This is a genomic window from Asticcacaulis aquihabitans (assembly GCF_032490435.1).
Classification (GTDB): domain Bacteria; phylum Pseudomonadota; class Alphaproteobacteria; order Caulobacterales; family Caulobacteraceae; genus Asticcacaulis.
Genome location: NZ_JAVGWM010000003.1, coordinates 62,157 through 80,208 on the forward strand (window position 1 = coordinate 62,157; position 18,052 = coordinate 80,208).

At 58.5% G+C, this 18,052-nt stretch carries 23 protein-coding genes and 1 tRNA gene; 7 read left to right on the forward strand and 17 right to left on the reverse strand.

The annotated features are described in order from the left end of the window. Positions 1-77 precede the first annotated feature (77 nt). From RCJ00_RS10970 to RCJ00_RS10980, 3 genes are all read left to right on the forward strand, one after another. The gene (locus RCJ00_RS10970) at positions 78-626 is read left to right on the forward strand and encodes a DUF2059 domain-containing protein (RefSeq protein ID WP_316221942.1); all 549 of its coding nucleotides are present in this window, start codon (positions 78-80) and stop codon (positions 624-626) included. Positions 627-781: 155 nt separating this feature from the next. Beyond that, positions 782-1,723, forward strand: coding sequence for an alpha/beta fold hydrolase (locus tag RCJ00_RS10975; RefSeq protein WP_316221943.1), 942 nt, complete (start codon positions 782-784; stop codon positions 1,721-1,723). An 81-nt stretch (positions 1,724-1,804) separates the two neighbouring features. Continuing rightward, a complete protein-coding gene (locus tag RCJ00_RS10980; protein WP_316221944.1) occupies positions 1,805-2,224 on the forward strand; it encodes an Hsp20 family protein in 420 nt (139 codons plus the stop codon). On the opposite strand, the gene ptsN is transcribed toward RCJ00_RS10980, so the two are convergent. From ptsN to RCJ00_RS11025, 9 genes are all read right to left on the reverse strand, one after another. Further along, a complete protein-coding gene (gene ptsN, locus RCJ00_RS10985; RefSeq protein ID WP_316221945.1) occupies positions 2,221-2,685 on the reverse strand; it encodes a PTS IIA-like nitrogen regulatory protein PtsN in 465 nt (154 codons plus the stop codon). The two genes, RCJ00_RS10980 and ptsN, sit on opposite strands and share 4 nt — an antisense overlap. A 135-nt stretch (positions 2,686-2,820) precedes the next feature. After that, positions 2,821-3,435 carry a ribosome hibernation-promoting factor, HPF/YfiA family gene (gene hpf, locus RCJ00_RS10990; RefSeq protein WP_316221947.1) on the reverse strand — a complete coding sequence of 205 codons (615 nt, stop codon included), beginning with the start codon at positions 3,433-3,435 and terminating at the stop codon, positions 2,821-2,823. 571 nt (positions 3,436-4,006) lie between these two features. Continuing rightward, entirely contained in the window at positions 4,007-5,527 is a 1,521-nt protein-coding gene (gene rpoN, locus RCJ00_RS10995; protein ID WP_316221949.1) for an RNA polymerase factor sigma-54, read from the reverse strand. A gap of 83 nt (positions 5,528-5,610) precedes the next feature. Next, entirely contained in the window at positions 5,611-6,378 is a 768-nt protein-coding gene (gene lptB, locus RCJ00_RS11000) for an LPS export ABC transporter ATP-binding protein (RefSeq protein ID WP_316221950.1), read from the reverse strand. A 1-nt stretch (position 6,379) separates the two neighbouring features. Next, positions 6,380-6,928, reverse strand: coding sequence for an LptA/OstA family protein (locus RCJ00_RS11005; RefSeq protein WP_316221951.1), 549 nt, complete (start codon positions 6,926-6,928; stop codon positions 6,380-6,382). A gap of 26 nt (positions 6,929-6,954) precedes the next feature. Then, positions 6,955-7,653, reverse strand: coding sequence for an LPS export ABC transporter periplasmic protein LptC (lptC, locus tag RCJ00_RS11010; RefSeq protein ID WP_316221952.1), 699 nt, complete (start codon positions 7,651-7,653; stop codon positions 6,955-6,957). A gap of 26 nt (positions 7,654-7,679) precedes the next feature. Beyond that, entirely contained in the window at positions 7,680-8,300 is a 621-nt protein-coding gene (locus RCJ00_RS11015; protein ID WP_316221953.1) for a ribonuclease D, read from the reverse strand. 85 nt (positions 8,301-8,385) lie between these two features. Then, the gene (locus RCJ00_RS11020) at positions 8,386-9,048 is read right to left on the reverse strand and encodes a dienelactone hydrolase family protein (RefSeq protein ID WP_316221954.1); all 663 of its coding nucleotides are present in this window, start codon (positions 9,046-9,048) and stop codon (positions 8,386-8,388) included. Between the two features lie 15 nt (positions 9,049-9,063). Further along, on the reverse strand, positions 9,064-9,720 hold the full coding sequence (locus RCJ00_RS11025) for an HD domain-containing protein (RefSeq protein ID WP_316221955.1): 657 nt from the start codon (positions 9,718-9,720) through the stop codon (positions 9,064-9,066). A 126-nt stretch (positions 9,721-9,846) separates the two neighbouring features. Between RCJ00_RS11025 and RCJ00_RS11030 the strand changes: the two genes are divergently transcribed. Then, on the forward strand, positions 9,847-10,875 hold the full coding sequence (locus tag RCJ00_RS11030; RefSeq protein ID WP_316221956.1) for an aldo/keto reductase: 1,029 nt from the start codon (positions 9,847-9,849) through the stop codon (positions 10,873-10,875). A 1-nt stretch (position 10,876) separates the two neighbouring features. On the opposite strand, the gene RCJ00_RS11035 is transcribed toward RCJ00_RS11030, so the two are convergent. The 4 genes from RCJ00_RS11035 to RCJ00_RS11050 all read right to left on the reverse strand — a co-directional run bounded on the left by RCJ00_RS11035 (position 10,877) and on the right by RCJ00_RS11050 (position 13,445). Further along, complete coding sequence (locus tag RCJ00_RS11035) at positions 10,877-11,020, reverse strand: hypothetical protein (RefSeq protein ID WP_316221958.1); 144 nt, start codon at positions 11,018-11,020, stop codon at positions 10,877-10,879. 126 nt (positions 11,021-11,146) lie between these two features. Beyond that, complete coding sequence (locus RCJ00_RS11040) at positions 11,147-12,301, reverse strand: AAA family ATPase (RefSeq protein WP_316221959.1); 1,155 nt, start codon at positions 12,299-12,301, stop codon at positions 11,147-11,149. A gap of 57 nt (positions 12,302-12,358) precedes the next feature. Then, positions 12,359-12,706, reverse strand: a complete 348-nt coding sequence (locus tag RCJ00_RS11045) for a hypothetical protein (RefSeq protein WP_316221961.1) — start codon at positions 12,704-12,706, stop codon at positions 12,359-12,361. Between the two features lie 7 nt (positions 12,707-12,713). Then, positions 12,714-13,445, reverse strand: a complete 732-nt coding sequence (locus RCJ00_RS11050) for an endonuclease III domain-containing protein (RefSeq protein WP_316221963.1) — start codon at positions 13,443-13,445, stop codon at positions 12,714-12,716. 135 nt (positions 13,446-13,580) lie between these two features. Here RCJ00_RS11050 and RCJ00_RS11055 point away from each other — a divergent pair. Next, positions 13,581-13,656 (forward strand) — tRNA-Ala (locus RCJ00_RS11055). Between the two features lie 62 nt (positions 13,657-13,718). On the opposite strand, the gene RCJ00_RS11060 is transcribed toward RCJ00_RS11055, so the two are convergent. From RCJ00_RS11060 to RCJ00_RS11070, 3 genes are all read right to left on the reverse strand, one after another. Next, positions 13,719-14,237, reverse strand: coding sequence for an SRPBCC family protein (locus RCJ00_RS11060; protein ID WP_316221965.1), 519 nt, complete (start codon positions 14,235-14,237; stop codon positions 13,719-13,721). Continuing rightward, complete coding sequence (locus RCJ00_RS11065) at positions 14,218-14,580, reverse strand: ArsR/SmtB family transcription factor (protein WP_316221966.1); 363 nt, start codon at positions 14,578-14,580, stop codon at positions 14,218-14,220. Before RCJ00_RS11065 ends, RCJ00_RS11060 begins: the two co-directional genes overlap by 20 nt. Positions 14,581-14,688: 108 nt before the next feature. Beyond that, positions 14,689-15,183, reverse strand: coding sequence for a TIGR02300 family protein (locus tag RCJ00_RS11070; protein ID WP_316221967.1), 495 nt, complete (start codon positions 15,181-15,183; stop codon positions 14,689-14,691). Positions 15,184-15,310: 127 nt separating this feature from the next. Between RCJ00_RS11070 and RCJ00_RS11075 the strand changes: the two genes are divergently transcribed. Beyond that, on the forward strand, positions 15,311-16,588 hold the full coding sequence (locus tag RCJ00_RS11075; protein WP_316221968.1) for a 3-phosphoshikimate 1-carboxyvinyltransferase: 1,278 nt from the start codon (positions 15,311-15,313) through the stop codon (positions 16,586-16,588). Positions 16,589-16,603: 15 nt separating this feature from the next. On the opposite strand, the gene RCJ00_RS11080 is transcribed toward RCJ00_RS11075, so the two are convergent. Then, entirely contained in the window at positions 16,604-17,209 is a 606-nt protein-coding gene (locus tag RCJ00_RS11080) for a hypothetical protein (RefSeq protein ID WP_316221969.1), read from the reverse strand. 117 nt (positions 17,210-17,326) lie between these two features. Between RCJ00_RS11080 and cmk the strand changes: the two genes are divergently transcribed. Continuing rightward, a complete protein-coding gene (gene cmk / locus RCJ00_RS11085; RefSeq protein WP_316221971.1) occupies positions 17,327-17,941 on the forward strand; it encodes a (d)CMP kinase in 615 nt (204 codons plus the stop codon). The last annotated feature ends 111 nt before the right edge of the window (positions 17,942-18,052 follow it).

Sequence of the window (18,052 nt, forward strand, 5' to 3'; positions counted from 1 at the left end):
AGTCTGGATATCCCCGCCAAATGGGTTTACGCTGTCTGAGCTGAAAAACCAGTCACACACTTAAATGGGGGTATCCGTTGCGCAATCTATTCTGTTCTTCCGTCATGGCATTGACCTTGGCATTTACCGGTGCCGCAACATCCAACGCCGAACCCGTAAAAGCAGCCGCGGCGTCAAATGTTCCCACTTCCGACATTTCCCCGGCGAAGCTGGCCCTTCTAAAGCGCCTCGATCAAGCCATGGATTTCGACGGCATGATGAAGAAGATGTACGAGCAGATGATGCCGGCAATGTTCCAATCCCTGCGTCAATCCAACCCCAAAATTACCGATCAGCAGGTGCAGGATGTGACCCAGGTCACCATCAGCGTCACGACAAAATATACGCCGCGCATGAAGGATGAGATGTTCAGGGCCTATGCCAAGGTATTCACGGAAGAGGAACTTAACAGCATGGTCGTCTTCTACGAAAGCCCGAACGGTCAGGCTGTTCTCAAGAAGCTGCCGCAAGTGATGCAGGAATTCATGCCGGCCATGTCGAGCCTCATGCCGGACATGATGAAAGATATTCAAAAGGGTCTTTGTGACAAGGGCCTCTGCTCGGAACAGGCGGCACCGGCAAAATAGGCAAGCCGCGACGGGTTTAGATGCGGCCGAAGAGATAAGACCGCCAACGGCGAATACCGTTGGCGGCGATAATCGCGTAAGCACGCGCAAGGGCCGTGACGGAGTGTTAACATATCCGGGTTAGCGTCTGTAAAACCATTGTTCGGAAATGACGCGTGCTCAATCTGAGAAAGACAGTGCCCGGATTGGCGGACGATGCCCTGACCATCGTAAGCCACAAGGCGCCGGCCTATCACGATCGCTGGTGGATGAGCGAAGATGGCCTTCGCCATTACGCGCGCGATTATCCGGCGGCATCCGGCCGAGTTCGCCTGCCCGTCATCTGTCTGCACGGTCTGACGCGCAATTCAGCCGATTTTGAAGAGGTCGCCACCTGGATCGCCCAGGCCGACCGCCGCGTCATCGTCCCCGATTTCCGTGGACGCGGCCTGTCGGAAAACGATCCCGACGCGACCAATTACCACCTGTGGACCTATGCCAAGGACGTATTGGCGCTATGCGACGCCTTCGGCATCGGCCAGGCCATCTTCGTCGGTACGTCGATGGGCGGGCTGGTTACTATGGTTCTGTCCACTCTGCGTCCGAACCTGATCAAATCGGCGGTACTCAACGATGTCGGTCCGGTACTATCGCCAAAAGGGCTGGCGCGTATATCCACCTTTGTCACCGAGCCGCACAGGCCGATGCGCGACTGGCACGATGCGGCTGTTTTCACGGGTGAACGCTACAAGGCGTCATTTCCTAACCATACCCAGGCCGACTGGCTTAAGATGGCGCACCGCCTGTTCCGCAAAGGACGCGACGGTTATCTGCATCTGGCCTATGATCCGCGGATTACCGATGCCTTCAAGGGGATGACCCTGGCTGTCAATCATTACGACCTAGCCCCGTGCTATGCGTCCCTGGCGGCCAATCGTAAGCTCATGCTGATACGCGGCGGTGTTTCTGACCTACTCGACGCCGCGGAAGCCAAGAAAATGGCCTCGCAATGCCGCGACTTCACCCGCGTCGATATCGCCCATGTCGGCCACGCGCCCGACCTGACTGAACCTCAGGCCCGCGCCGCCCTGATGGCCTTCCTGGAAAGCCAGGTTTGATTTTTTCGCCGGCCAGGCATTTCATGGCTTGAGCGTGGGCGCCTTGCTCCCATATCCTGGTTTGGCTTCAGGACAGGTGACATGACGCGGACAGTGGTTTTTGACAGCCCGTACTTGCTGGGTTTCGACGATATGCGATCACTGATCGAACGCATAGGGCGAAGCCATGACAACTACCCGCCTTACAATGTCGAAAGCCTGCCCCCGGACCACCTGCGCATCAGCATTGCTGTGGCGGGTTTCACAGCCGATCAGTTGCGCATTGAGGTCAAGGGCGCACACCTGACCGTTTCAGCAACCAAGGACAGGGTCGGCGAAACACCGGAGCGCGAATACCTCCATCGCGGCATTGCCTTGCGCGGGTTTACGCGTGCCTTCGTACTGAGCGATGGTTTGGATGTGCGCGCCGCCAGCTTGGCTTACGGCCTGCTGCACATAGATCTCGTCCGACCGACGCCGGTCGACGATATCCGGATTATACCGATTAAAGTGACCGGTTAAGCCGCGTTCGAATCGGCAATGCCCGTCAAAACGGCATATATCGCGTCGGGATTTTCCATCTTGCGCAACTGTTCGCGCAAATCCTTTTGACGCAGGACCCGTGAGACCTTGGCCAGCGCGCGCAAATGTTCCGTGCCGGCGTTTTCTGGCGCCAGCAGAGCGAAGATCAAATCGACCGGCGCATCGTCTATCGAATCGTAATTCACCGGCGTTTCGAGGCGCACAAACACACCATGCATCCGGTCCAGCCCTTTAATTTCGGCATGCGGCACCGCGACGCCCATGCCCACACCGGTCGACCCCAGCTTTTCGCGGTCGATCAGCTTTTGATGCACGTCAGCCGCATCGACGCCAAGCTGACGCGCAGCGACATCTGCCACCATCTGGAGCGCCTGGCGTTTGGAATTGACACTGACATTGCCAAGTATGGCATGCCGGTCAAGCACCGTGGTTAGAAACATAATAGATCCGTGGTCGTCACTGCGGCCGCATCCGCACCCTGTGCCGTCCGGCCTGCGCCGTCCGTGCCCCGATGCCATAGAGAAGTGGGCCGACAAGGTCAACCCACCTCTCCTACTGGCAATTATCGTCCTGGTTTATTGCGTCACGGCCTTGGATCCAGTCCGTTTCGGGTCGATCCAGCCGATATTACCGTCCGGACGGCGATATATTACCGATAACCCGCCATGCGCCGCGTTGCGGAACATGATGGCTGGATAGTTGCTGAGTTCCATCTCGGCAACCGCGGTGGAGACAGTCATGGTACGCAGCGCCTGCTCGGTCTCCGCGATAATCATCGAATGCGGCGGGCTGTCATGGTCCATGCCGTCGTCCAGTTCGATCTCGGCGGTATCGTCGCCATCGAACGCCCGAAGCACGGTGACATTCGCCGTTTCTTCCTTAACCGGCGTGCCGTTGTGATGCTGTTTCAGTCTGCGCTTATAGCGGCGCACGCGCTTTTCCATATTGTCGAGGGTTCCGTCGAAAGCCGAGTGGGCGTCACCGCCGAAGGCGTGAGAAATCAAGGTTTGGCCTGACGCCAGCCTGACCCAACAATCCGCCTTGAATAAGTGACCTTGCTTAGAAATCGTCACCTCGGCGTCGCCGCCGCGTTCGAAATACTTAGCAATACCGGAGGTCAATTCGGTTTCTATACGCGCGCGCAGCGCTTCACCGACTTCAACTTGTTTTCCACTGACTTGAATTTGCATAGCGATATGTCGCTCCGTTCTTAATGACTAAAGAACCGTCGCCGGCCTGGAGTGGTCGGCGGCACTCAGTGCTTGTAAGCACAAGCCAACTGTACGCCTCTTGGCCGCGATGGCCAGTCAAGAAATTGTGTTGGGCGAAATGTCGCAGTGTCCTTGATTAATATAGATTAATTACAGTTTATCTGTCAGGGAAACGACAAACCAAGACCACAAAAGGCGAGCGTGTAAACACCCGCACCTAGCTGTGACGACAGAGCCCGCCGGTCGATTTTCCCCTTTGAGGCTGATCGTTAAATAGTTGCCGCAAACTCTATCTATCCCAGGCCATCGCAAAAAGCCGGCAGGCGGTGCCGCCCACCTTACATGTGGCACCTGAAAGACCATTTACTAAGGACAGGTGCGCCAACACATATAGAGGTTAGACAATCAGGTTAGTTGTTTTTATAAATGTAAATTATAATTCGTATTAACTATACATTTATATGGTTTTATAAAAACACCATCGCCCTGAGACGAATAAAGTTAACGGAAATTGGGGAAACCGAGACCGTCGTGACCGTTTCACGACGCGCTATTTGTTGGCGCGCTTGCGTTCGACAGAAGACGGAATGCGCAGGGCTTCACGATATTTGGCGACCGTACGGCGGGCGATATCGACGCCTGCTTCTTTCAGGATTTCGACGATGCGATCGTCCGACAGGATTTCGCCCGACGTCTTTTCACCGTCGATCAGGTTCTTGATCTTGTGGCGCACCGCTTCGGCGGAATGCGCCGACGTACCGTCGCTTGAGGCGATTGACGAGGTGAAAAAGAATTTCAGCTCGAACACGCCCCGTGGCGTGGCGACATATTTGTTGGACGTCACCCGGCTGATCGTCGATTCGTGCATCCCTACCGCATCGGCGACCGTTTTCAGATTTAGCGGGCGCAAATATTCCACGCCATAGACGAAAAAAGCGTCCTGTTGGCGCACGATTTCCGCCGAGACCTTGAGTATGGTCCGGGCCCGCTGGTCCAGACTCTTGATCAGCCAGTTTGCCTGGGTCAGGCATTCATTCAGGTAGGTCTTTTCGGAATCCGACCGGGCCGATGTTGCCACCTTGGCGTGATACTTTTGATCAACCAATACGCGCGGCAAGGTGTCCGAATTGAGATCGATACGCCAGCCGCCTTGGGCGTCGGCACGGACGAAGACATCGGGAATGACGGTCTGGCTTGGCTCGGCATCGAAGGCGGCGCCCGGACGCGGATTGAGCGATTTCAGTTCGGCGATCATTTCCGACAAATCTTCGTCGTCCACACCGCACGCCTTGCGCAGGGCGCTGAGGTCACGGCGGGCGAGGAGTTCGAGATTGTCGATCAAAGCCGCCATGGCAGGGTCGAAACGATTGCGTTCGATCAGCTGCAGTTTAAGGCATTCCGGCACGCTTTGGGCCATGATGCCGGTCGGCTCGAAGCCCTGGCAGGTCGTTAGTACCTTTTCGACCAGTGTCAGTTCGCAGCCCAGACGGTCGGCGATTTCGGCGAGCGGCACCCGCATATAGCCGGCATCATCAACGGCATCGATCAGGATCTGGGCAATCGCCATTTCCGGTGCGGTGAAGTGGGCGATCAGGGCTTGGTCGGTCAGGTGTTCATGCAGCGTCTTTTCGCGCGTGAGCGCGCGTTCCAAGCCTTCGTCGTCACCATCGAAACTGCCACCGCCCTTGCCGGCCTTGGACCAGTCAACAATGGGGCCTTCTCCCGAATCGGACACGACGCTTTCGCGTTCACGCACGGTCGGCGCTTCGTCGCCATAGACATCGGACACCGAGGCGTCGAGATCAGAATTGGCGGCCATGGCGTCGCGGTCGCCCAGGTCGAGTTCGCGCGATTCGCCCGAATCGTCCTTAACGGGCGCATCCGATTCGGCACCGTCCGGTGCCGGGTCGCTGTCGTCGCGTTGCAAAAGCGGGTTGCGCTCCAGCTCGGTTTCAATGACCGCCTCAAGCTCAAGGTTCGACAGTTGCAGCAGCTTGATCGCCTGCTGCAACTGGGGCGTGATGACCAGCCCCTGACCCTGCTTGAGTTCTAATCTTTGACCGAGCGCCATATTTTATCCAACGAATTTCAGCGCTTAGTTCTGGCATGAAATCGTTAAAATTTGGCTTTAACCATTTTGGTCAAGCATCCATTTTACGCAAAAGATTCACCCAGATAGACCCGCTTGACTTCCGGGTCGTGGGTGATCTGTTCCGCCGTGCCTTCGAACAGGACTTCGCCGGAATGGATGATCGACGCGCGGTCGACCAGGTCCAGGGTTTCACGGACATTGTGGTCCGTGATGAGAATGCCGATGCCGCGCCCCTTCAGGTAGTTCACCACCTCACGGATATCCGAAATGGCGAGCGGGTCGATACCGGCAAAGGGCTCGTCAAGCAGCATGAAGGACGGCTTACCGGCCAGAGCACGGGCGATTTCAACGCGGCGGCGTTCCCCACCGGACAAGGCGGTGGCCGGGCTGTGGCGGATATGGGTGATACGCAGTTCTTCAAGCAGACGCGCCGTATCTTCCTTGATCACCGCCGGATTTTTTTCGTTCAGTTCCAAAACCGCCAGTATGTTCTGTTCGACCGACATGCCACGAAAGATCGACGCTTCCTGCGGCAGATAGCCCAGGCCCATGCGGGCACGCTGATACATCGGCTGGTGGGTGATGTCCTGTCCGTCGAGCTTGATCGTGCCATAATCGGCCTCGATCAGGCCCGTAATCATGTAAAAGCAGGTCGTCTTGCCGGCGCCGTTAGGGCCCAGCAACCCCACGACTTCGCCCCGCCGCAGCTGAAGGCTGACCGATTTGACGACCGCGCGTTCCTTATAGGTCTTGCCTATGCCTTCGACGACAATGCCTTCGTTGAGGGCAGCGTCAGTAATGGTCGACTTGGGGTCTTCGAAGGAAATCATCTTATTGCGCAGGCTTCTTGGCGGGCGTCTTCTTGTCATCCGGATAGATGACCGCCTTGACGCGGCCCTTGGCGTTGCCAGCGGTCGGGCGCGCATCCATGGTGGTGATCCCGCTGGAGACACCGCTGACTACGCGATTGCCGGTCAGAACGTTCTGGCCCTGGGTCAGGATGACGTCGCCGGTCACGACCATGTCGTCGGTAGCCTTGGTGTAGACAGCCATATCGCCCTTCATGGTGTTTTCAGGCGTGACATAATAGACATTGCCGGTGGCGACGATGTTGACCACCTCACCCATGCCTTCGCCATTGGCGCCCGGCGCCCGGGTTACCACAATCTTGTCGGCCCTAAGGCGGGCATCGTCCTGCAACACTTCAACCTGACCTTCGAAGGTCTGGGTGCGGGTATTCTGGTCGATGGACATCGTATTTCCGCTGGCCATGATCGGCCCGCCCTTCGACGACACTTGCGCGCCGGCTGAGCCGGTCAGGATGGCCCCCGCCCCCAGGCTCAGGCCAAGAACGGCGGCCGAAATCAAAAGCTTTTTCATCGCAGCATGTCCCTTTTCGCGCCTTTTCATTTCTGCACCGGATTCTCTTTCGCATGGACCTGTATGGGGCCCTTGCCCCGCATGGTCAGCTGCTTACCGTTATCCGAAATGATAAAGGATTCCCCCTCTATATGACCCACCGAACTCGTTCCATCAACGTGTTTGTTACCGTAGATCGTGGAATTCGCTAGGTCGGCTACGGCTTCTTCGGTCTTAAGCACGAAATCCGATTCCCCCGCCTGGAGGACGACATTTCCTGTCAGGGTCATGCGGTTGGTGTTCTGATCGTAAACCCCGTTTGCCGCCGTCACCCGTGTCGGGTTATCGGTATCGGCCCCCTTGAACTCTATATTCGGCGCGCGCAGGGTGACGGTCGTGGCGTTGTTACCCTTTCGGATGAGTTCCAACCCGCTGATCGTGTAGTGGTCGCCGTTGTCGCCCTGACCGTAATAGCGCGGATTGGTCATGCGGATTTCGTTGGAATTGCCGCCGTACAGGTTCATCGAATTGAGCACGGTCTGGACCGCGATCCAGCCCAGGTTGAGCACGCCTAAGCCGATGATCGCCGCCGGAAACAGCTTACGCAACGACTTGATCAGTCGCGACCGGCGACGGACGGCCGCGACCTGCTGGGACAGGCGGACGCGGCGCTCGGCCGCCTCCGTCGCCGCGTCCATGCGCGTGGCGACGCCTAAGGGCTCAAGCGGTGCGTGAATATCCGACATGTCTGGCTTTCGGTTCGGGCTCTGGTTCAGGCCCAGCTATGGGCGAAGATATCGCAATCTTCCCATCCTGCCAAATCCAGTTTGACGCGGTGCGGCAAAAACGCCATGGCGGCCTGGGCCAGTTCGAGCCTGCCTTCGCGGGCCAGCATGGTATCGAGCTTGTCTTTAAGGGCGTGCAGATGCAGCACGTCCGAAGCCGCATAGGCCAGTTGCTCGGCGGACAGCGTGGCCGCACCCCAATCTGAGCTTTGCTGTGCTTTGGACAGATCGACCGCCAGCAGTTCGCGAACCAGATCCTTAAGGCCATGACGGTCGGTGTAGGTGCGCGCCAGCTTGGACGCGATCTTGGTGCAATAGACCGGTGCGGTCGTCACGCCGAGGTGCAGTTCAAACATACCGATGTCGAAACGGCCATAGTGGAACAGCTTCAGCACGGCCGGATCGGCCAGGAGCGCCTTCAGGTTCGGGCAGTTATAGCCCGGACGGTTCATGCGCACCACATGGGCATGGCCGTCACCACTCGATAATTGCACCACACACAGGTCGTCGCGGCGGAAGCGCAGGCCCATGGTTTCGGAATCGATGGCAACGATGCTCCCGAGATCAAGCCCGTCCGGCAGGTCGCCTTCGTGATAGAATACAGTCAAAACAAACGCCTTTTCGCTGGGCCAATACCGCAGGTGTCCCCGTTGGCACTGGCCTAATCCCAAACGCCGAAAAGGTCAATCTAAGCTAGAGGTTGGCGCGCAAAAACGCCATCATGCGCATCCAGGCCTGTTCGGCGGCGTCCGCGTCGTAGACCTCCGGACGGGTCTTGTTGAAGAAGGCGTGATCGGCATCGTAGCTGTAGACGTCCGGCGCGTTACCGGCTTTTTCCATATCGGCCTGCAAGCCGGCGACCACCTCCGGCGTGATCCAATCATCACGGGTCCCGAAATGTCCCTGAAACGGAATCTTGATATCGGCCGGGTCAGCAAACGCCTTCGGCGGTACGCCATAAAAGCAGACCGCCGCCTTGAAACCGTCGAGGCGAGCCGCCGCGCCAATGGTAAGGGCGCCGCCCATGCAAAAGCCCATGACGGCGACGGCGGGGTTGATGGCTGCCAGATAATCGCGCGCGGCGACGATGTCCTGATGCACCGCTCCGGGGAAATCGAGGCCGTTCATCATATGGCTGGCTTCATCGGCGTCCTGGGTGATGCGCCCATGGTACAGATCGGGCGCAAGGGCATTAAAACCTTCGAATTCAAACCGGTCGGCGACCGACTTTATATGGTCATTGAGCCCCCACCATTCCTGGATGACGATGACACACGGCTTTTCCTTGCCGGCCTCCGCCAGATAGCCGTCGAACGAACCGCCGTCCGGGCGAGTGAGGGTGATCATGCGGCCCATATGTCTCTCCATATGTTAGGGAGCCGGTGTTATAGCCCCGTTCGAATAGGTCGCAAACCCGCCATCGCGCCACAAGGCGATTTCCCTGTTCAAATTCTCGCGCGCCGTAGTTTCACCGGCGGCGAAAGCGTCAGTCAGGAACAGATGTGTGCGGGCTAAGGTGGGTTCCAGAAACAGAGCCACTCGACCGGCAGCGTAGGCGTCATGACCGTAGACCGGCAGATATTCGCGATATACCCCTCGCGCGTAGGCCAGATAATCCGGCCAGTCCGCCGCCAGGATGGCCATGTCGATATCGAGCAGGAGATTGGTATCCGGGTCGGCGTCACCGCGATGATGCCGGGTGGCGCGGATCATTGACTGGGCGTGAGTGGTATCCAATTCCGGCAAGGTGTCGCGAAGATATTCGGCGCTGCGATCTTCGTTGTCGGAGCGCGCCGGATCGTAGACGACATCATGAAAAAACAGGGCCAGAGCCGCTTCATCCGGTGCAACGAACGCCTGGGCCAGACGATCCAGATCGTGGATCACGGCGTCGATATGCGTCAGGGTGTGGTAATGGCGATGCGGTTCGCCGTACACGCCTGACAACCGCTGCCAAACGACAGCCCCTTCCGCCTCGCCCACGCCGAGCGCACGGGCCAGATCATGCCAACGGTCCTTCAAGGTCATCCGTTTTCCATATCACACGGCATCGCGAAACGGCGACTGAATTTAACGCCGTCTTTTTTGCCGCGGCGGTTTGAAATGGCCGATCGACACCCCAGATGAAGAGGGCTTTTTGAGAGGAGCCTCCCCATGGAATACCGTCAGCTTGGCCGGTCCGGCCTGAAAGTCCCCGTTTTAAGCTTTGGCACCGGCACGTTCGGCGGCAAGGGCAACATGTTCAGCAAATGGGGCAATGTCGATGTCGCCGAGGCTACCCGCCTGGTTGACCTGTGCCTGGCGCACGGCGTCAACTTTTTCGACACGGCCGATGTCTATTCCGGCGGTGCCTCGGAAGAAATTCTGGGGGCGGCCATAAAGGGGCGGCGCGATGAGGTGCTTGTGTCGACCAAGGCGACTTTCACTATGGGTTCCGGCCCGAACGACAAGGGGTCATCGCGTTATCACATCATCAAGGCAGCCGAGGCCAGCCTGAAGCGCCTCGGCACCGATCATATCGATGTCTATTTCATGCATGGCTACGATGCGTTGACCCCGCCGGAAGAAAAGCTGTCAGCGCTCGATCACCTCGTCCAGTCGGGCAAGGTCCGCTATATCGGCGCATCCAACTATTCGGGCTGGCACTTGATGAAGGATCTGGCGACGTCGGAAAAATACGGCCTGGCGCGATTCGTGGCCTATCAAGGCTATTATTCGCTGATCGGTCGCGACTACGAATGGGAATTGATGCCACTAGGTCTGGACCAGGGTGTCGGCACCATGGTGTGGTCGCCGCTCGGCTGGGGCCGCCTGACCGGAAAGATCAAGCGCGGACACCTGGGAGAGGGCCGTATCGCCCAAGGCGGGGCAGGCGGCGGCCCCCAGGTCGAGGATGAATATCTGTACGGAGTCATTGACGCGCTTGAGGCAGTGGCCGAGGAAACCGGCAAGACCGTGCCGCAGGTGGCGCTGAACTGGCTGGCGGGTCGTCCCGGCGTGGCCAATATCGTTATCGGCGCGCGCAACGAAGAGCAACTGACCGCCAATCTGGGGGCCATCGGGTGGTCGTTGACATCGGAACAGGTAGCTATACTGGATGCGGCGTCACACCGGCATCCGGCCTATCCCTACTGGCATCAGATGGATTTCGACGAACGTAATCCGAAACCCGTCAAATGGTAGGTTAGCGGCTAGCTTGCTGGCGCTGCGCTTCCGTATTGGCACGGTTGCGCGGCGCCGCCATCGCGGAGACAAAGGCGGCGGCGCATTGCGCGGGAGCACAGGCGCGGGCGGCGGAAATCCAGTTTACAGCGGCGATCTTTTGCATCGTTTCGAACCCTACCAACCGGTCTGCGCCGGCCTCATCATATGAACATGGCTCGAATATACGCGATAAATATCAAGATTCGATGAGGAAGACCTGAATCAGGGCTTAACCAAACCGAGTGGACTCTTATCTGTCCGGCCATTCCCAGTCCGGCTTGTCCTGATCTCGGATGAGGGTTTCGCCTAATTCCTTTTCCAGCAGGATGCGCCGGACTGGGGCCGCCGCCTCCAGGGCGGTCACCAGTTCTGGCGCATGCGATACGACGATGACCTGTGAGCGCCGGGAAGCGGCAGCAATCAGACGCCCCAAAGGTGCCAGCAAATCCGGATGCAGGCTCATTTCCGGTTCGTTCAACACCATAAGAGACGGCGGGCGTGGCGACAGAAGTGCCGCGATCAGAAGCAGGTAGCGCAAGGTCCCATCTGACAATTCCGCCGTCTGCAATGGCCTCAACAGCCCTTTTTGCTGCATGAGCACTTCGACATAGGCGCCCGAAAATTCAACATGAATGGCCGCGCCTGGAAAGGCGTCATCCACGGCTGCGTCCAGATCCTCAGCCGCCCCCACGGCCCGAATTGTTTCGATCGCCGCCGCCAGATCATGGCCGTCGCTCGACAAGACCGGCGAATGGGTGCCGATTTGCGGCTTGCGCAAGGGCGCATCACGGTCCGTACGGAAATGATCGTAAAAGCGCCAGCTTCGCATGCTTTCGCGCACCAGAAGCAATTCGGCGCCCTCACGCGGATCACTGCCGTGTGTCATCATGCTGTCGAAAGGAGACAGGTTGGTCAAAACCTCCTGCCACAGGTTTGCCTTGTCACGCACCTGGATAAGCGGCCCCTTGCGCCTGGCAATTTCATTGCGGCGATTAAGCACCTGACCAATCCACAGACTTTCCGCCTTGATTTGTGGATCATGCGGAAACACCGATGTCAATGGCGGTGGCAATCCCAGATCAATGCCGTAGCCATAGTCTTCGGAGACAAAACCCAGCTTCAGGGCGACGGGCTGCTTGCGGACTGTGCCCTGAATAGCGTGTTCACCCGATTTCATGGCGCGCGAAAACTGTTCGGGGCCTGCCCACAAGGTCGAGTCCAGGCCGCCTTCTGAAGCAATGGCCCGGATTATGCCCCCGTGAGCGATCTCAGCCAACAAGCGCAACGCCCGATAAAGGCTCGACTTTCCAGATCCATTGGCGCCGGTGATGACATTGAGCATATCCAGTTCCAGGCGCACGTCGCGCAAGGAACGGTAACCGGAAATGGCCAGGGTGGTGATCATGGCGCAAGAGTATGAAGAGTTAGGAACACCGTCAATGACGCACCCACCCGATTGCCATCAAGGCGCGGTGAAGCTATCCACAATCCGTATTAGGCCAACAATGGCCGCGTTGAAGGCGTTCATATCTTCGGCCGGTATCCAGTATTCCTGATGTTCCCGTCCCCCGGCGGTTTCGACCGCATATCGCGCCAAATAGGCGGCATCGACCTCAAATTGCGTAACGAATCCAGCCCCGCTTTCCGGCACATTCCAATCCCGCGCAATCTTGATGGCATAGGCGCGCGTCGTCACAGGGTAAAAAATCGGCTGTTCCGGCAATCGGGGCGGAAATGCCGTCATACCCGACAATTCGATCAGAGCCAGCTCTTTTGGGCCCACCGGCCGCCACAGGGTTATAGTCGACATGGCGGGACTATAGCTGGGTTTGCCGGAAAGGCGAGCCTCGATTCAAGCCATGCCTTGACCGGTAGGATTTACAGACGTCGCCCAACGGGCAGCCGCGGCAATCGGGGGCCGGCGCATGGCAATGGACCTGGCCCAGACGCTTGACCAGGACATGCAGTTGCGACAGATCCGCCGCCGTCCAGTGCGCCAGGTCAGGCATAACGCGATCATACACAGCGTCTATGCTGGCCTTCGCGGCCACGAGTCCCGTCCGCTGAAACACACGCTGAATATGCGTATCGATAACCAGCGCGGGACGGTGCAGAGTGCTGAAGTTAAGCGTCGCGGCAGATACTTTGCGCCCCACACCGGGCAGACGCTCAAGCCAGGCAATGGCGCGGGGCACAGGCTCGACACCAAGAAAATCGAGGTCGAAATCGGGATGACTGGCCCCTATGCGTCGCAACGCCTCGCAGACATAGCCGGCTTCACGCTCCGCCAGCGTCACGTCATGTATGACCGCCGCCACGGCCACCGACCCGGCGACAACAACTGCCTGCCAGTCCGGCCAGGTGGCGACCAAGGCGTCATAGGCCCGCAACGAAACCTCGTCTTTCGTCCGACAACTGATCATGGATTTGACCAAGGCGCCTACCGGCGTTCGGGTCGTGCTATAGGTCAGGTCACCGAAATAGGTACGTAGCCGAACATGGATTTCGGTTACATCGTTTTCTAGACCCAGGTCGAACAGCATGTCCATGTTATGCACAATGGAACAAAAAGAGAACATTGTCGAGTCGAAAAAAAGTTGAAAAAAGAGCTTGCGTCTCCGGTACGGCTTGGCTAGAAGTCGCCGCCTCGGAGGCGGCAACGTCCCCGGCCATCGTTAAAGGATGGGGCTTTAGCTCAGCTGGTAGAGCGCTTGCATGGCATGCAAGAGGTCAGCGGTTCGACTCCGCTAAGCTCCACCATTAAAAAACCCCGCCCATGTGGTGGGGTTTTTTAATGGCCAGATCACGGGCGAAGTCACTCATTAGACGCCTGTGTCCAGGGCAAGGAGAAGGTCGTCCAGTTGTTCGAACTGCTCGACAAATCCGCTTGTGCTGCCGGAAGCTATGGCCTCATCAAGCGCTGCCTTCGAAGGATAGAGATCGCGTAACACCAGCAGCGTCTGGCCGTCTTTCTCTTCGAACGTCACCGTCGTGACAGCGCCGTCGTCATCGCCTTCCTCGTTCGTCCACACGATTCGGGTGGGCGGTATCACTTCGAGGTATCTGCCGAAAAACGCCATGGTTCGCTCCGACGACGGGTGGCCGAACTCAAGGCGGTACTTACCCTCGGTCCGTACGTCCATCTCGCACGACAGCAGCGACATCCCTGACGACTTCGGCACCCACCACCGCTTGAAAAGCTCGGGCGTCGCCCAAGCCTGGAACACGATACGAGCTGGACCATTGACGATTCGCGTCACAACAAGCTCACGCTCAGACGTCCGCTCCACCTTGGTGCTGTTCTTGACAGGCGCTGCCTCACTACCCTCTGCTTCGTTCATCGATTTTCTCCCTGCTTTTCAATTCCTCGACGATCTCGTCCAACGCGTCGAAGCGCGCCTCCCAGACCCGGCGGTAACGCTCGATCCAGGCCGCTTCTTCCTCCAGTCGACGCAGGCCCAGCTTGCAGGTCCTTACGCGCCCAATCTTTTCGGTGATAACAAACCCTGCCTGCTCAAGGACGCCGACGTGCTTCTTCATGCCGGTGAGAGTCATGTGGAACCTGTCCGCCAGGTCGGTGATCGATGCATCCGCACGCCCCAACTGCTCCAGAACCCCGCGTCGAGTGGGGTCAGAGAGGGCAGCGAACGACGCATCCAGATGAGGTTGTATATACTGAACCATTTGGTTCAGTATATAGCGCACATGTCGGCGGCAGACAATACGAAAAAAGCTGCCGGATCACTCCGGCAGCTTTCGTCTTGGATCTGTTTTGCGTCCCTTGGAAAGGGCTTAGATGTCGTCGCGATCCTGGTCGTCGGGCAAGCCGTCGATTTCTTCGTCGAAATCGGCGTCTTCGTCGTCTTCGAGGAAGGGCACGTCATCGGCATCGTCATCGACCAGGTCGGCGTCTTCGATGTCCATATCGACCGCATCGGCGCCGGCGCCAACGCGCGCCGGGTCGGCCGGGTCAAGGTCTTCGTCTTCATCGACCAGCAGAGTGTCATCGGCGACGACTTCGTCGATTTCGGGCGCGGTAACTTCCGGCTCTTCTTCGTCTTCGTCTTCGCTGGCGGTTTTGCCCTTGACCTGATCTTCGGCCTCTTCGTCCGCATCCTCGTAGTCGGGGGCGGTGGTCCGGACACGCGAACGGCGTGTACGGACGACTTCTTCCTGATCAAACTCGGTGTCACAGCGCGGGCAGTGCGCAGGATGTTTGTTCAGGTCGTAGAACTTTGCCGTGCAGTTCGGGCAAACTTGTTTGGTACCTAAGGCAGGATCAGCCACGAGACGTCCTTCTTTTCAGTCTTTAGAAAAATTCGATTGCGTCGGCCCCCTTGCCACTAGATAAGCCTCCTGTCAAAGCCCCTTTTGGGCGTAATGTTCATTTTTTCGTTTAAACCGAGACTTTCCCGTGCCCAGCTCGCCCGTGACCAGCCCGATGACGGCTGTAAGACTTGCGCCTCCCCATGCTGCCCTATCCGGACATATTGCCCTTCCGGGATCGAAGTCCATCACCAACCGCATCCTGCTCATCGCGGCCTTGGCGAAAGGTAAAAGTCACATCAGCGGCGCGCTTAAAAGCGACGACACTACCTATATGGCGCGGGCCCTGACGCAACTGGGCGTCACGATCACCGAAACGGGCGATACGGATTTTCTGGTCGAAAGCAGCGGCACCCTGGCGCCGTCGCAGACGCCGCTGTTCCTCGGTAATGCCGGAACCGCTGTGCGTTTTCTGACGGCCGCCGCCGCCAATATCGCTGGCACGACGGTCCTGACCGGCGACGCGCACATGCAAAAGCGCCCGATCGCGCCGCTGGTCGAAGCCCTTAACGCCACCGGCATCACGGCCAGCGCCCCAAGCGGCTGCCCGCCCGTCACCGTGACAAGCAATGGCGGCTTCGCTACCCGCTCCATCGATGTCGATGCCAGCCTGTCCAGCCAGTATGTTTCGGCCCTCATGATGGCAGGCATCAAGGGCACAGGACCGTTCAGCCTGAAGGTCAAGGACGGCGATATCGGCGCCCGCGGCTATATCGACATTACCATAGCCTGCATGCGCGCCTTCGGTGCGGAAATTACCCAGACGGGCCCACTGAGCTGGGACATTGGCAGCCGTCCGTATCAGGCACGCGATTACCGGGTAGAACCCGACGCCAGCGCCGCGACCTACATTTGGGGCATAAATGCGCTCCTGAACACGGATATCGATATCGGTATCGCCCCGCGGGACATGATGCAGCCGGATGCCAAGGCCTATGACGTGATCGCGCAGTTCCCGCACCTTCCGGCGGTCATCGACGGCAGCCAGATGCAGGACGCGATCCCGACCATCGCCGTGTTGGCTGCATTCAACATGCACCCTGTCCGTTTCGTCGGCATTGCCAACCTGCGTGTGAAGGAATGCGACCGTATCAATGCCGTGGCAACGGAACTAAACCGTATCCAGGCGGGCTTGGCGCAGGAAATCGGTGACGATCTGCTGGTCACGCCCGATCGTACGCTTATTGGTCGCACGCTTGCCGCCGACATTGAAACCTATCACGATCATCGCATCGCCATGGCATTTTCTCAGGCAGCCCTCGTGATCCATGGCCTGCGCATTCTCGACCCCGGTTGCACGGCCAAGACCTATCCGGGCTACTGGCGCGACCTGCAAAGCGTCGGCGTCGAGATGCGGTTCGAATAACGGGTCGAATAGCCGTTAAATCGGCCTGTCCAGTTTCAGACCGGCCAAACCGGCCTGCAATTCGGCAAAGCCCGCCTTAGCCGCAGCATAGCGCCGAACCTCGGCGTCGAAAGCTTCGATAAGCGCGTTAATCCCCAGCGGGGATCCGCCCGGCTGGCCGGCGCCCGCCGCCAAGGTGGCCAACTGGCGCAGATGGACTTCTTCTATAGTGTTCAGCAGCTTCCGCACGCTGTTGTCATACATCAGGAAGTTGATGATCACATCGTGGTTGTGATGCCGCAGAAAATCATAAAAGCCATCGGCAGCCAAACCCAGCTCCAGGGCCTTCGCACGCGGTGTATATAATCCGGCATCCGCCTTCAGCTTTTGGCATATCAGTTTGAAATCGGCCGGCGGCACGACAGCCTTCATGGCGAAGCGCAGACGGAAATAGCGGTCCCCGAAGAAGATGTGTTCATGCGCAAAGGCATCCACAACGGCTTCAAGCTGAAGATAAAATCCGTTTAGCTCGCTATTGGCGGTGGCTATGGCTTTCAGTAACGCAGCCCGGTTGGCTTCCGCCGACTTGCGGGCAGGCAAGTCGCCGGCGAACAGCCCTGTGATCCACGTCCAGAAATTCATGCCCGCCCCTGTGGTCCCTGACTTGACATTACGCAACTTACAGCGCTTTTCAAACACCCCCGCCGGACTGGCTGCGCATTTGCTTATAGCCGTGGCATATTAACCATTATTAACACTATGACGACTCCTATTCTGATCGCTGTGGACGGCCCCGCTGCCTCCGGCAAGGGCACGCTCGCCTCGCTTCTCGCCGCCGATTACGGTCTGCCCTTTCTCGATACCGGCCTCCTGTACCGCGCCGCCGGTCATCTGGCGCATGTACGCAACATCGATCCCGCCGTCGCCGCCACCTTGATAGATGCGCAGGTTTTAGCCGATGAGGCGCTGCGCGGTCGCGAAGCCGGCGAGCGCGCCTCACAGGTCGCCGCCCTTCCCGAGGTGCGCGCCGCCCTATTCAAGTACCAGCAGGATTTCGCCAATCAATCCACGGGCGCGGTGCTCGACGGCCGCGATATCGGCACAGTGATCGCGCCGAACGCACGGGTGAAACTGTTCGTCACCGCTCGGCCGGAAGTGCGCGCCGAGCGTCGCTGGAAACAGCTTGTTCAAATCAATCCGGCCCTGACGCTGGAAGAGGTTCTGTCGGATATCCGCATCCGCGACGCCCGCGATTCCGGCCGGTCCGACGCACCGTTGGAAATGGCGAAAGATGCGCTCTTGCTAGATACCTCCGACTTAGGTATAGACACGGCCATCGCGACTGCGCGATCCCTTGTGAAAAGCCGTCTGTGACACGCAAGCCGTGTTAAATCCACCAGAGGCCGTTTGAGGATACATTTAGGGACGCCACGGGGCCGAAAGGCCTGCGGTTCATGTCTTGGGGCCCGCCGCCAGGCTGCCTCC